13 protein-coding genes are annotated in these 13,586 nt (G+C 64.2%); 8 read left to right on the top strand and 5 right to left on the bottom strand.

The features are described 5' to 3' along the window. Positions 1 to 24: 24 nt before the first annotated feature. On the top strand, positions 25 to 477 hold the full coding sequence (locus ACEN9P_RS09445) for a YraN family protein (RefSeq protein ID WP_495621797.1): 453 nt from the start codon (positions 25 to 27) through the stop codon (positions 475 to 477). A gap of 34 nt (positions 478 to 511) precedes the next feature. On the opposite strand, the gene ACEN9P_RS09440 is transcribed toward ACEN9P_RS09445, so the two are convergent. Next, complete coding sequence (locus ACEN9P_RS09440) at positions 512 to 820, bottom strand: hypothetical protein (protein ID WP_477663720.1); 309 nt, start codon at positions 818 to 820, stop codon at positions 512 to 514. A 243-nt stretch (positions 821 to 1,063) separates the two neighbouring features. On the opposite strand from ACEN9P_RS09440, the gene ACEN9P_RS09435 reads away from it, so the two are divergent. The 6 genes from ACEN9P_RS09435 (at position 1,064) to ACEN9P_RS09410 (ending at position 8,858) form a co-directional block, all read left to right on the top strand. Beyond that, a complete protein-coding gene (locus tag ACEN9P_RS09435) occupies positions 1,064 to 1,330 on the top strand; it encodes a hypothetical protein (protein ID WP_495621796.1) in 267 nt (88 codons plus the stop codon). A 239-nt stretch (positions 1,331 to 1,569) separates the two neighbouring features. Next, positions 1,570 to 4,545 carry a hypothetical protein gene (locus ACEN9P_RS09430; protein WP_495621795.1) on the top strand — a complete coding sequence of 992 codons (2,976 nt, stop codon included), beginning with the start codon at positions 1,570 to 1,572 and terminating at the stop codon, positions 4,543 to 4,545. Positions 4,546 to 4,584: 39 nt separating this feature from the next. Beyond that, complete coding sequence (locus tag ACEN9P_RS09425; RefSeq protein WP_495621794.1) at positions 4,585 to 6,126, top strand: hypothetical protein; 1,542 nt, start codon at positions 4,585 to 4,587, stop codon at positions 6,124 to 6,126. Further along, positions 6,123 to 7,415 carry a hypothetical protein gene (locus ACEN9P_RS09420; RefSeq protein WP_495621793.1) on the top strand — a complete coding sequence of 431 codons (1,293 nt, stop codon included), beginning with the start codon at positions 6,123 to 6,125 and terminating at the stop codon, positions 7,413 to 7,415. Before ACEN9P_RS09425 ends, ACEN9P_RS09420 begins: the two co-directional genes overlap by 4 nt. A gap of 184 nt (positions 7,416 to 7,599) precedes the next feature. Continuing rightward, a complete protein-coding gene (locus tag ACEN9P_RS09415; protein ID WP_007867672.1) occupies positions 7,600 to 8,199 on the top strand; it encodes a phosphoheptose isomerase in 600 nt (199 codons plus the stop codon). Then, positions 8,196 to 8,858, top strand: a complete 663-nt coding sequence (locus tag ACEN9P_RS09410) for a BON domain-containing protein (RefSeq protein ID WP_495621792.1) — start codon at positions 8,196 to 8,198, stop codon at positions 8,856 to 8,858. Before ACEN9P_RS09415 ends, ACEN9P_RS09410 begins: the two co-directional genes overlap by 4 nt. 66 nt (positions 8,859 to 8,924) lie before the next feature. Here ACEN9P_RS09410 and ACEN9P_RS09405 read toward each other — a convergent pair whose 3' ends face one another. The 3 genes from ACEN9P_RS09405 to ACEN9P_RS09395 form a co-directional block, all read right to left on the bottom strand. After that, positions 8,925 to 9,839, bottom strand: coding sequence for an NAD(P)-dependent oxidoreductase (locus tag ACEN9P_RS09405; RefSeq protein ID WP_477663726.1), 915 nt, complete (start codon positions 9,837 to 9,839; stop codon positions 8,925 to 8,927). A 95-nt stretch (positions 9,840 to 9,934) separates the two neighbouring features. Continuing rightward, positions 9,935 to 11,071, bottom strand: a complete 1,137-nt coding sequence (locus tag ACEN9P_RS09400) for a PilT/PilU family type 4a pilus ATPase (protein ID WP_413328589.1) — start codon at positions 11,069 to 11,071, stop codon at positions 9,935 to 9,937. A gap of 48 nt (positions 11,072 to 11,119) precedes the next feature. Further along, complete coding sequence (locus tag ACEN9P_RS09395) at positions 11,120 to 12,163, bottom strand: type IV pilus twitching motility protein PilT (protein WP_007873468.1); 1,044 nt, start codon at positions 12,161 to 12,163, stop codon at positions 11,120 to 11,122. 47 nt (positions 12,164 to 12,210) lie between these two features. On the opposite strand from ACEN9P_RS09395, the gene ACEN9P_RS09390 reads away from it, so the two are divergent. After that, a complete protein-coding gene (locus ACEN9P_RS09390; RefSeq protein ID WP_477663727.1) occupies positions 12,211 to 12,912 on the top strand; it encodes a YggS family pyridoxal phosphate-dependent enzyme in 702 nt (233 codons plus the stop codon). 113 nt (positions 12,913 to 13,025) lie between these two features. Here the strand turns inward: ACEN9P_RS09390 and ACEN9P_RS09385 are convergent, their stop codons facing one another. Next, complete coding sequence (locus ACEN9P_RS09385) at positions 13,026 to 13,583, bottom strand: DUF3617 domain-containing protein (RefSeq protein ID WP_477663728.1); 558 nt, start codon at positions 13,581 to 13,583, stop codon at positions 13,026 to 13,028. Positions 13,584 to 13,586: the final 3 nt, after the last annotated feature.

The raw sequence follows: 13,586 nt of genomic DNA, 5'->3' as shown, positions 1-13,586 counted from the left end.
GGGCTAGGTCGAAAGAAGCGTTCAATGTGGTTTTCCAGAAAGGTTTCCAAGGTCCCGCCGGTGGGCGCGGCCGCCGAGGCGCGGCCCCTGCCCGGGCAGGTTACCACCAAGTCGCGCGGCGATGCCGCGGAATCCGCCGCGCGCGCCTACCTGGTGCGGGCGGGGCTGCGCTTTGTGGAGGCCAATTATCGAACGCCGGGCCGCGGCGGCGGCGAGATCGACCTGGTGATGCGCGCGCCCGACGGCACGCTGGTGTTTGTGGAGGTGCGGCAGCGTGCGGACGACCTGCACGGCGGCGCGGCGGCCAGCATCAGCAGTGCCAAGCAGCAGCGCATCGTGCTGGCGGCGCGCCACTACCTGATGCGTTTCGCGAGCCCGCCGCCCTGCCGTTTTGACGTGCTGCTGGTCAGGGGCGCGCTCGGTGAAGGTTCGGGCGCCGCCATCGAATGGCTGCCCGCCGCGTTCGACGCTTCGTGAACCGTGCCCGCCGCCAGGCGGGGCGCCTGCCGGGTCAGGTCTGGAATTCGCTCGGGTGCACGGTCTCGACCATCTTGTTGTCGCGCAGGAAGGTGACGATCCAGTGGCCGAACTTCTGCGTGAAATGCACGGGGACGGCCTGGTTGAGGGCGAGCGCGATGGATTGCCGCACGGGCAGGTCGATGTCGCGCTTGTCCGAGGGCGGAACGTCCACGCGTATCAGCATGAAGGTGTCACGGTCCTGGAGCTCCACGCTCGGGAACGGCCATCTCGCGGCCGTCGCCTGCATGAAGGCGGCGGTCACATTCCTGACGACCTCGGGATCAAAGACGGGACTGCTCATGTGCGTGGGACTGGCTTGTTAAGTAACCGTATGTATATCGATGATGGCGCAAATTTTCCGCAGGCGGCCGCCGTGCGCCGCATTTGTGGAATGAACCGGGCATAGTTCCTGGAACTAGTTCCGCTTTTTGTGCCTTGATGTTCGCGGTGGGCCCGCCTCCCCCGGAGGCGGCGGTTTTTTCGCAAAGCCCTCGATTCTATAAAGTTTGGCGGGGCGGGCCGGCCGTCGCCGAGCCGGTGTGACGTGGTGCTGATCAACGGCGCGCTGGGCGCGGGGGGCTGGCGGCGCCATGGAATGGCTGCCTGCGGCGTTCGACGCTTCTGGATCGTCTTGAGCTGCCCATCCGGGTCTGCTGTTTCCATCCGCTTTTTGACTGAAAGAAAACGTAAGGTTTGTTTTGCTTGGAAAGAACAGGCAGAGGCACCCGCGGCAGGATTGCCAGTTGGCTTTATGAGCCAAATGAGCATCCAGTTCAACAGGTATGAAGGTAGTTTGCTATTCATTTTGTAGCAAACAAGGTGCGTGCCCAAGTTGCCGCGGGTTGGGCCGCAGCCCTTGGCGGCGACGTTCTCGGGTCTTTATTCCCTTTCAGCGTCACCGTTGCCAGTGATAGCCTGTCGTGGCTTTGCGGCAGGCGAGGTGCCCGCAGGGTCGCAAAAGGTCCCCTCCGTGCGTCAATGGCGGCCAATCGCCAGCGTCGCAAGCCGCGGGCCATGCCATTTCAGTGACACCCATCCAAGGGGGGCGACATGATCGTTGATGAACTGAGCAGCTTCTACGTTTTGCGTACACCGGACAAGCTGGACGACAACTCACCCCATCCCCGCGTCGTGCCGGCCTATGGCCGAAGCGCCACGGATGAGACCCTGGCGTATCTCAATGACGTCAAGGCCCTGATCCACCAGGGCGACTGGCGCACGCCGCTGAGGGCGCGCATCAAGGTGGAGGCAGCCCTGGAGACCTGGAAGGGCGGGCGTTCGCCGTTTGCCATCGGGTTTGCGCCCCACGTCAAGGCGCTGCGAAAGTTTGCCGAAGCCCGCAGCGAAGGCCGCGCCCTCGACTATGTGCTCAGCGAGTTTGTCACGCACGGCGCCGCGCTCGGCAGCAACCTGGACAAATGGCTGGGCGAAGAGTCGGGCGTGCTGACCGAGGCTTTGCTCCAGATGGCGGCCCGGCGCGCCGCACTGGCCGACGTGCTGCTGGCCGCCGTGCTGTGCAACGATGCCACCGTAGACCGCGAAGGCACGGCCGCGACGATTTGCGCGATGGAGTCGATTGAGCGGCTGCTGACTTCGCGGCGCAACCCTGACCGCCTGCTGGCCTGGGAGCCCGCCATCCTGCAGGGCATCCTGGTGTTCCCGATTGAAGCGGCGCCGCCCAAGCCGTCCATGTTCGGCAACCTGCGCAAGCGCGACCTGGAGCTGCTCAAGGGCGAGCCTAAGCCCACAACGCCGTCCGAGCCGATACGGCCGGTACACCAGTATGTGGGTGACCTGGTGGTGGTCAAGCAGCACCTGCTCTCGTATGCCATGGGTGAAGTCGCTCATATTGAGAACGTGCTGAAAAGCGAAAACTACCAGCGTTCGTTCCGCAATTTGAAGCGCGACGAGGTCCGGCTGCTCAGCGAAGAGATCCAGGAATCGGTCACCGAGCGCGACCTGCAGTCGACCACGCGTGACGAATTCAAGCGTGAGTGGTCGGCGCAAAAGCAGGACAACCTGACCTTGCAAGGCGGCCTCAATGCCATGGTCAGCGGGACGACGGGGACCGGGCAGTACGTGATCACCGCGGGCGCCTCGGCCAGCTACAACCGCAGCACCGAAACGCGTGAAGCCGCCGCCCAGCAGCATGTCGGCGAGATCGTGTCGCGGGTGCAGGAAAAAATCACCGACCGGGTCCGCACCGTGCGCGAGTCGATCACCACCTCGGAAATCCGCGACACGACCACGCACGGCTTCAACAATGTCCAGGGCGACGGGCACATCGTCGGCGTGTACCGGTGGATTGAAAAGAAATACCAGCTGCACCTGATCAATTACGGCCGGCGGCAGTTTTATGAATTCATCATCCCGGAGCCCGCGGCCTTCTGGGCCAGCCTGGAGGGCATGCGTGCGTCCAGGACCGCAGGGCCGGCGCCCCTGCCGCCCCTGCTGCCGGGCGATGGGCAGGGCGCGGCTCCCAGGGAAATCGACTTGGGTGACTTTGCGTTGAGCCGTACGGTGCGCGGCGTGCCGCAGCGGCTTGACGAGCCCGTGCGCTGGCACGACATCGTCACGCTGGCGGGCCAATGGGGCGTGCAGCTGGAGCTGCCGCCCGGGCTGACGGAGCAGGCCCATGGCATGGCATCGCTCACGCCGGATGACAAGCCCGATGAAAAGGCGCTGGCGCATAAATTTCGCGCCAACATCAACGGTGCGGACACCGACTGGTGGGAGTCCCTCAACTCCAAATCCGCCGTGCCGGAAGCGGGCATCAAGATCCCGGCCGGCTACGCCGCGGAAGACGGTGAAATCGCGTTCAAGACCTGGCAAAAGGCCCGCCTCAAGCAGCCAGAGCTGGCTTTGCACGAGACCAACTCTTTCGTGCATGAAAACGGCTATGTCACTTTGCTGATGGGCGGGCGCCGTTTCACGCTGATGGTGCCGGTGGCGGGCGCGAACAATGGCGCGGGCGGGTTCGTCTATGGCCTGAACCAGGCGCTCCAGGAGCAGGGCCAGGGCAGGGTGCATCTTGAAGGCGAAGTCTCCATCGGGGTGACCACCACGCTGGAGGCGGCGATTTTTTCCATCCGCCTGGACTGCGTGCGCACGGCCGCCAAAGAGCGCGAGTGGGCGGAAAAAAGCTATGCCGTCTTCATGGACGCCTACCGCGCCCGGCAGGCCGAGCATGCGGCAGCCCTGCAGCGCGCCCAGCTCGACAACGCGCGCGTCGACATGGTCCGCCCAGATTCTTTTTACCGGGAAGTGGAGCGCAATGAATTGAAGCGGGCCATCATCGACATGCTGATGGGCCTGCAGCTGCCGAGCCTGGCGGGCAATGTGCTGGCGGCGTCCGGCGACGGCAGCCTGCCGGCCATCAATCGCCAGGCCCTGCCCGCCTATGGCGTCATGATTGATTTCTTCGAGCGTGTGTTCGACTGGGCGAACCTGGCTTATCGCTTCGAAGCCTATTTTTACGGCCGCGGCGAGCAATGGGGGGCGCTTGCGACCGCCTACAACGCCGACCCGCAGTTCGCGCGCTTCCTGGGGGCCGGCGCCGCGCGCGTGCAACTGCCTTGCCTGCCCGGCATGGAGCCGCTGGTGGACCTCTACCTCAATGGGCAGTTCCTCAATGACCCGAGCCGGATGGTGCCGTGGTTCTCACGCCAGCAGCCCATCGCCGAAGACCTGGCGCGCGCCGCCCGCGACGGTTTTTCGCTGTCGCCGGGCCGCGTCACCATCGCGGCCGGCGCGCGGCGCGCGACTGTGCGCGGGACCAATTTCAGCGAACCCGCGGACCTGCAGCGTGAAGTGCGCATAGGCGGCAAGATCTATGTGGTCAAGGCCATCGCCAACCCTTTCACTTTTGATCTGGACCGGCCGGTCGCCGCCGCGGTCGACGATGCCTTGTTTGAAGTGGGGGGCATTGTTGTCGGCGCGCCCATCGATATTTCGCTGCCGACCACCCTGGTGGCCATCGATACCCCCACCCTGACCCTGCCGGCTTTTCCCGGCCGTTATGCCTGAGCCCATTTTTGGCCATCCAGGCACAAGCGGAAATCGCAGATGCTGACCGAACCCGGTGAGATGGTGCCAGGCCAGCACTTCGTGCTGGCCATTCCCGAGCGGGTCACTGAAACCCGCGGCAGCTACGGCAGCGCCGCTGTGCTTGACTTGCTGAAGGCGGAAGCCGAGCACCCGATGCCGGCGGGTGAGCCTTTGCGGCCGCAGGACCTGCTGCTGGATGTGCATGAGGCCGTGCCTGAAACAGGAAAACCTTATGGCTCGCTGATCAAGCTGTCTTTTGACGTGGCCTCCAAAGATCTGGCCGCGGAGTTCAAGGCCTGTTGTGAAATGGTTTTTTCCATCTACGGCCGCGCGGCTTTCGAGGCGATCCATGGCGCCATCGTCGGTGTCGCGCGCTGGCCGGTCAAGGAGTTCGGCCTGCGCGGTGACCCTCCGATGGTGCTGCATCCGGAATCGCCGCGCCGCAAGCTGTTCAATCTCTGGGCGCTGGAGCGCGAGCAGACCAAGCAGCGCATCGCGCAGATACAGGCGGCGATGGCTGCCGACATCGCACTGTTCGCGCGCATCCGCCTTGCGCGGTCGGGTGTGGAGGCGCTGCGGGAGGCTTCGCTGCTGTTTGAGTTGGGCGACAGCGCTGATCCCGGCAAGCAGGAGGCGGCTTTTAGGGGCCTGCCGGGGCTTGCCGATCCTTATCCGCTCAAAGCCGGCCGGCTTGAGCGGCTTTTTCAGACCCTGCTCGACATCGCCGAGTGGAAAGCCCGGCTTGAGAAGATCACCCAGGATGCGAACCGCAAGGGACTGGCCGTGGCGCTGACCGCGATGACGAGTTACCACAACCCCGGCGCGTTCAAAGGCGCCGAAGCAGCCTCGCTGGCCGCGCGGCAGGTGCGCAATGAGCAGCTTGCGGCGTTCGCCGTCGAGCTGGCCCGGATCGGCCTGGAAATGCCCATCATGTTCAGGCTGCACGCCACCGACCTGCCGGCCATGGCGATGAACCTGCAGCTCGATCAGCCGCGCCGGCCGGCGGCGCAAAACGCGGTGGATTTTTTCCGCTACCTGTTTCCGCGCCGTGAAATCTGGCTGCAGCTGGAAAAAGTGATCGATGCCTCGCGCGAGGTCGGCGCCGAGTTGCAGGAAAGCCCGGACAAGGTCTGGGCCTACCCGTTCCTGGTGCATGGCTACCTGGAGGATGTGGCCATTGAACCCGGGACCCTGGCTTATGCCGCCGCCGAAGACAGATTGGCCGAGGAGGGTGAGCCGTCCCTTCTGCAAAAGGCCTCGATGGCGGCCGGGACCGGTGAGCTGATGGCCATGGCGCTGGGCTCGGCCGAGGTGCCGCCTGTGGCTGCGACCATCGCGATTGTTTCCACGCTGCTGGGTGTGGCGTCGACGGCCGAGGAAGAATACAAAAAGTGGCGCGAGCGGGCCGCGTCCTGGACGCATGTCGACCCAGGCAAAAGCCTGGCCGCGGGGCCGGGCTATGCCTGGTCGGTCTTCAACGTCGCGATGACGGCCATCGACGTGGCGGGACTCAAGGGCAATGCCAAATTGCTCAAAGGTAAAGGCGCGGTGTCGCCATGAGTACGGGCGGCGGACAGCAGCAGGTGCGAAAGGCCACGGCCGCGGCATTCCAGCTGCCTTTCGGGTTTTCTGTGGTGCTGGGCCGCAGCTGGCGCTCCATCTTCACGCCGCTGATGGGGCTGTCGCCCGAAGTGGCCCGTGCGGCCGACTTCTACATCAAGGCCGCCGTCCGGCTTCGCCGTCATGCGTCCGAAGGCAGTTTTCTGGCCTATCTTGAGGCCGCGCACAGGCTGGACGGAAAACTTGAGGGTTTGAGCGGTGACTACCTGGAGCCAATCTTTCGCGACGTGGAGACGCGCTGCCTGGCCTATCAGACCCTGGGCCCGAAGGGGGTGAAACTGCCGCAGGTGCGGCCCCGCAAGGTGTTCCAGGACCGCCTGGACGTTCTGCGCGAGGTTGACGTGGTGCGTATGCAGAGCCGTTTCAATCGCAATTTGCACCAGGTCGACAAGGACTTGCGCGAGGCGCGCCAGCTGGATCTGTTGCCCGCATTCCGGAAACTGGGCAGTGTCATCGGGCCGGATTTTGACGAAGCCTGGGCGCCGGTTTTTGAGTACCTGGCAAAACACGAAGCCGGCATTGCCGCGGCGATGAACAGGCTGAAAAATGCGGGCGGCCAGGGCCAGGACGTATTGGCGCAGGCTGCGAAGTCGGTGCAGGGCTATCGCAGCAAGATCAAGGGACTGCTGGGCGAGGCCTATGTGCGCAAGTGGAGGCACTGGCTGGACATGAAAAGTGTGCTCAAGGAGATGGCCGAAGTCCGTGTGCTTGAGCTCAACCGCGCCGCGCGCGCCAATGGCCAGGACGTGCTCTGGTCGCTTCTGGAGGTGCCGCCGGGCAAGATCCGCCTGGACAGCCAGGAGACCTGGGACGAAGCCCTGCTGATCGTCGAGGAGGCGCGCGGCGGTGCTCCCTATCGCCGTGCCGATGTCTTCGCGACCGCGCAGGTCAAGGTTGAGGAAGACCTTTCTGCGTTGATGCAAAGCTGGAAAGACGAACTGCGTGAGGGCAGTTTTTTCAGCAGGAAGCAGGCGTCGGCCTTACCCGTCGTGTCCGTCGAGCACAAAGGCGGCGGCACGGACCTGTTTTTTGTCGTGCCGCCGGATCCGAACCACCGCCCGATCCGCTGGGCGTTTGCCCCTGAAGGCGTCAACATCCCGATGGCTGATGTCAGATTGCTGGAGCGCGCCGGGCTTCAAGTGATTACCCGGGAGATCGACCGCCCCATCGCCGACTTCAACGTGGTCGCAGACGGGTTGATGCATTCGCTGACGCTTGCGGCGCCGTAAAAACGGCCCCTGCCTGCTGTCACCCGCTTTAACAATTCACCCTGGCAAAGCCGGCCAATCCCGGGTACAAAAGCGGTTTTCGCCTCTGTAAGTTCTTGATTTGCATAGGGTGCGCCGTTGGGCTCGAGGGCTTGCCATTCGGCCGTCACGATCAGGCGCAATCCCGACCCGCTATCATTGGCGCATGCTTGAACAACGCATTGAACAGCAGTTTATCGACAGCGCCGACCTCAAGTACCAGGCTGCCCAGGTTCTTTCCAAACCGGTCGCGGCGGCGGTGCAGGCCATACTGGCCAGCGTCACCAGCGGCGGCAAGGTGCTGGCCTGCGGCAACGGCGGATCGGCCGCCGACGCCCAGCATTTCGCCGCCGAGTTCGTCGGCCGCTATGAACGCGAGAGGCCCGAGCTGGGCGCGATCGCCCTGACGACGGACAGCTCCATCCTCACCGCGATCGCCAACGACTACGATTTTTCGGTGATCTTCTCCAAGCAGGTCCGCGCGCTGGGCGTCGCCGGCGATGTGCTGCTGGCCATAAGCACCAGCGGCAACTCGGCCAATGTGCTGGCCGCCATCGAGGCCGCCCACGAGCGCGAGATGACCGTGGTGGCCCTGACGGGCCGCGGCGGCGGCAAGATCACCCATGCCCTGCGTGAAACCGATGTGCATATCTGCGTGCCGCATGAGCGGACCGCGCGTATCCAGGAAGTGCACCTTCTTGTCCTGCATTGCATCTGCGATGGCGTGGACACCCAGTTACTTGGCGATCAGGAGACCTCTGTATGAAATGTGTTTCGTTTAAACGGCTGACTTTGACCGTGGTCGCGGCCACCGTGTTGGGCGGCAGCCTGACGGCCTGCTTCCCGCTGGTGGTGGGCGGCGTCGCGGGCGGCGCGCTGGTGGCGACCGACCGCCGCACCTCCGGCGCGCAACTGGAGGACGAGGGCATTGAGCTGCGCGCCACCAGCCGCATCCGCAGCAATGTCGGCGAGCGCGTGCACGTCAACCTGACCAGCTACAACCGGCAGGTGCTGCTCACCGGCGAAGTGCCGAATGCCCAGGACAAGCAGCTGGTCGAGCAGATCGTCGCGCGCGTGGAAAACGTGAGTTCGGTGGTCAACGAACTGTCCGTCATGGGCGCCTCGACCCTGACGCAGCGCTCTTCCGATGCCCTGGTCACCGGCCGCGTCAAGGCCATGCTGCTCGATGCGCGCGACCTGTCCTCCAACGCCTTCAAGGTGATCACGGAGCGCGGAACGACCTACCTGATGGGCCGCGTCACGCAGCGCGAGGCCGATCGCGCCACCGAGGTGGTGCGCTCCACGCCCGGCGTGCAGAAGGTCATCCGCATTTTCGAGATCATCAGCGAGGAAGAGCTGGCGCGCATGCTGCCGTCCAAGCCTGCCACGCCGCCAGCCCAAAGCACCAAGCCCGCGGGCGGCTGAACCAAAAGCAAAGCGGCCGCACCGGACAAGCCGGTGCGGCCGCTTTTTTTTGCCTGTGGGGTGGGCTTAGCGTAAGCGCTTGACCAGGCTCGAAGTATCCCAGCGCTGGCCGCCCATGGCCTGCACGTCCGCGTAGAACTGGTCCACCAGGGCGGTGACCGGCAGCCGGGCGCCGTTGCGCTTGGCCTCGTCCAGCACCAGGCCCAGGTCCTTGCGCATCCAGTCGACGGCGAAGCCGAAATCGAATTTGTCGGCGACCATGGTCTTGCCGCGGTTGTCGAGCTGCCAGCTTTGCGCCGCGCCCTTGCCGATCACCTCCAGCACCTGGTTCACGTCCAGCCCGGCTTTCTGGCCGAAGGCGACCGCTTCGCTCAGGCCCTGCACCAGGCCGGCGATGCAGATCTGGTTGACCATCTTGGTCAGCTGGCCGGCGCCGCTGGCACCCATCAACGTGAAAGCCTTGGAAAACGCCATGCCGGCGGGTTTGACGGCGTCGAAGGCCGCCTTGTCGCCGCCGCACATCACGGTGAGCGCACCGTTCTGCGCGCCGGCTTGGCCGCCCGACACCGGGGCGTCGATAAACTGCAGGCCCAGCTTGGCCGCCGCCGCGTAGAGTTCGCGCGCCACGTCGGCCGAGGCCGTGGTGTGGTCGACAAAAATGGCGCCCGGCTTCATGCCGGCGAAGGCGCCGTCCGCGCCCAATGTGACGGCGCGCAGGTCGTCGTCATTGCCGACGCAGCAAAACACGATGTCGGCGCCGGCGACGGCCAGGCGCGGCAGGGCGGCCTGCGCCGGCTTGCTCGTGGCCGCGAATTCGGCAACCCAGGCGGCGGCCTTGGCCGCGCTGCGGTTGTAAACCGTGACGCCGTGGCCGGCCAGCGCCAGATGGCCGGCCATGGGGTAGCCCATGACGCCCAGGCCCAGGAAGGCGACCTGGCGGGGGGACGAGGATTCGTAGGTTTTGGAGGTGGTACTGGACATGGGAATGGATTCAGGGAACGGATGCGTGGGAAGAGAAGAAAGAGAAGAAAGAGAAAGAAGAGAGCCGCGCCGGCGCGAGGCCGGCGCCTCGCGCCTTAAACGATGGCGAAGTTTTCGGTGCCGGCCGACAGGTCGGTCGACTTGGCGCGCTGCGAATTGAGCTTGATCTGCAGGCGCAGGTCGTTCACCGAGTCGGCATTGCGCAGGGCATCTTCGTAGGTGATGAAGTGGCTTTCAAAGGCGTCGTACAGGGCTTGGTCGAAGGTCTGCATGCCCAGGTTGCGGCTTTTCTTCATGATCTCCTTGATCTCGGAGACTTCGCCCTTGAAGATCAGGTCGGAGATCAGCGGCGAGTTGAGCATCACTTCCACCGCGGCAAAACGGCCCTTGCCGTCCTGCTTGGGCACCAGGCGCTGCGAGATCATGGCCTTGAGGTTGAGCGACAGGTCCATCAGCAGCTGGGTGCGGCGCTCTTCGGGGAAGAAGTTGATCACGCGGTCCAGCGCCTGGTTGGCGCTGTTGGCGTGCAGCGTGGCCAGGCACAGGTGGCCGGTTTCGGCGAAGGCGATGGCGTGTTCCATGGTTTCGCGGTCGCGTATCTCGCCCATCAGGATCACGTCGGGTGCCTGGCGCAGCGTGTTTTTCAGGGCCGCTTCCCAGCTGTCGGTGTCCAGGCCCACTTCGCGCTGCGTGATCACGCAGTTCTTGTGCGCGTGGACGAACTCCACCGGGTCTTCAATCGTGATGATGTGGCCGTAGGACTGCTCGTTGCGCCAGTCGACCATGGCGGCCAGCGTGGTGGATTTGCCCGAGCCGGTGGCGCCGACCAGGATGGTCAGGCCGCGCTTGCTCATCACCACTTCCTTGAGCACCTGGGGCACGCCCAGCCCGTCGATGGTGGGCAGCGTGGCCGGAATCGTCCGCATGACCATGCCGACCTTGCCCTGCTGGATGAAGGCGTTCACGCGAAAGCGCCCGACGCCGGGCGGCGAGATCGCGAAGTTGCACTCCTTGGTGCGCTCAAACTCCGCCGCCTGCTTGTCGTTCATGATGGAACGCGCCAGCGCCAGCGTGTGGTTGGCGTTGAGCGGCTGGGGCGACACCTTGGTCACCTTGCCGTCCACCTTCATGGCCGGCGGAAAGTCGCCCGTGATGAACAGGTCGCTGCCGTTGCGGCTGACCATGAGTTTGAGCAAGTCGTTGATGAATTTACTGGCCTGGTCGCGTTCCATGAGCGACTCCTTTCAAACAGATTCTGTTGTCAACGAAAGACGGCGGACTTAGCCGGGGAAGTTTTCCGGTATCTTGGCCTTGCCGCGCGCTTCCGCGGGGGAAATGACGTTGCGTTTGACCAGGTCGGTCAGGTTCTGGTCCAGGGTCTGCATGCCCACGCTGTTGCCGGTCTGGATGGACGAATACATCTGCGCGACCTTGGCTTCGCGGATCAGGTTGCGGATGGCGGAGGTGCCCAGCATGATCTCGTGGGCCGCGACCCGGCCCGCGCCGTCCTTGGTCTTGCACAGCGTCTGCGAGATCACCGCCTGCAGCGACTCCGACAGCATGGAGCGGATCATTTCCTTTTCCTCGGCCGGGAACACGTCGATGATCCGGTCAATCGTCTTGGCGGCGCTGGAGGTGTGCAGCGTGCCGAAAACCAGGTGGCCGGTTTCAGCGGCCGACATGGCCAGGCGTATGGTTTCCAGGTCGCGCATTTCGCCCACGAGGATGGCGTCCGGGTCTTCACGCAGCGCGGATTTCAGCGCGGCGTTGAAGCTCAGCGTGTGCGGGCCGACTTCACGCTGGTTGATCAGGCATTTTTTGGATTCATGCACGAACTCGATGGGGTCTTCCACCGTGAGGATGTGGCCGTACTCGGTTTCGTTCAGGAAGTTGACCATGGCCGCCAGCGTGGTGGACTTGCCCGAGCCCGTGGGGCCCGTCACCAGCACCATGCCGCGCGGCTTGAGCGCCAGGTCGCCGAAAATCTTCGGGGCGTTGAGCTGCTCCAGCGTCAGGATCTTGGACGGAATGGTCCGCAGCACGGCACCGGCGCCTCGGTTCTGGTTGAAGGCATTGACGCGAAAGCGGGCCAGTCCGTCGATCTCGAACGAGAAGTCGACCTCCAGGAATTCTTCGTAGGTTTTTCGCTGGGTGTCGTTCATGATGTCGTACACCATGGAATGCACCTGCTTGTGGTCCAGCGGGTCGATATTGATACGCCGCACGTCGCCGTGAACCCGAATCATGGGCGGCAAGCCAGCCGACAAATGCAAGTCAGACGCCTTGTTCTTGACGCTAAAGGCCAGCAACTGCGTGATATCCATCCCGGGACCCTTTTAAAAATGACTCAACTAAAGTTTACAGTTCGATTATGACCACGATTGTGCGCAATCTCCAGCTTGTCCGTGACCGTATCACCACGGCCTGCTTCGCCGCCGGGCGCAACCCGGCCACCGTGCGGCTGCTGGCCGTGTCCAAGACCTTCGGCGCCGAAGCCGTCGCCGATGCCGCCTCGGACGGGCAGCGCGCCTTCGGCGAAAACTATATCGCCGAGGGCGTGGAGAAAATCCTCGCGCTGCGGGGCCGGCCGGGCGGCCAGGCCCTGGAGTGGCACTGCATAGGCCCGGTGCAAAGCAACAAGACCCGCCTGGTCGCCGAGCATTTTGACTGGGTGCAGTCGGTCGACCGGCTCAAGATCGCCCAGCGCCTGAGCGAGCAGCGGCCCGACGGCCTGCCGCCGCTGCAGATCTGCCTGCAGGTCAACATCGACGGCGGGGCCAACAAGTCGGGCCTGGCGCCGGCCGAGGTCCAGGCCCTGGCGCAGGAGGTCGCGCAACTGCCGCGCCTGGTCCTGCGCGGCCTGATGGCCATTCCCGAACCCGCCGCCGATTTTGATGCGGCCTGTGCGCTGCATGCCAGGACCAAGGCCGTTTTTGATGCGGTCAATGCTTCGGGTGTCCTGCCGACACCTATGGATACCTTGTCCTTGGGCATGACCGCCGACCTGGAGGCCGCCATCCATGCTGGCAGCACCATGGTCCGCGTAGGCACCGCCATATTTGGTAGTAGATAGCCCCCACGGTCACTCACTTCGTGTAGTTCCCTGCCCCCCGAGGGGGCCGCTGCGCCTGAGGCCCGGCAAAGCCGGTTCCTCGGCCCCTGCTAGTAAAGAGAGATCTCTTCGGGCTACTTTTTCGGTGGGGTGATGGGTTTGATAGTGCCGCAGTCGGCCGACAGCCATTTGCCCGTGGCATCCATGGTCATTTTCTCGGGCTTGCCCTTGACGGTGGTCGTGGTGTTCATCTTCATGGTGTAGCCGGTGTCGCCGTTGAAGGTCATCACGCCTTCGCCGCTGGAGGGCGGCTGGGTGCAGGCGTAAGAGAACTTCATGGTGTTGCCGCTGCGCGGCGACTGGGTGGTCTTGCAATCGCCTTGCTGCTGCTGCGGCAGCTCATTGCGCTCGGCCATTTCCTTGGTGATGCATACCTTCATGCTCATGCCGCCGCCGCTGCCGGGCGCCATGGACATGCCCTGCTTGGCCATCATGTCCTGCATCTGCTTGCGCTGCTCGGGCGGCATGCTGGCCATCTGCTTTTCCATATTGGCCATGGCTTTTTCCATTTCGCCGGAACTCGACTGCATTTTGTTGGTGATTTCCCACAAGCCGGGCTTGGTGGTTTGCGCTTGAGCGCCGGCGGCGAAGGCCAGTGTGGCACTTGCCAGCAGAAGAGATATGGATTTCATGGG

It is taken from the genome of Polaromonas sp. Polasp52 (genome assembly GCF_059491565.1).
This window is presented reverse-complemented; position numbering and strand designations above follow the sequence as displayed.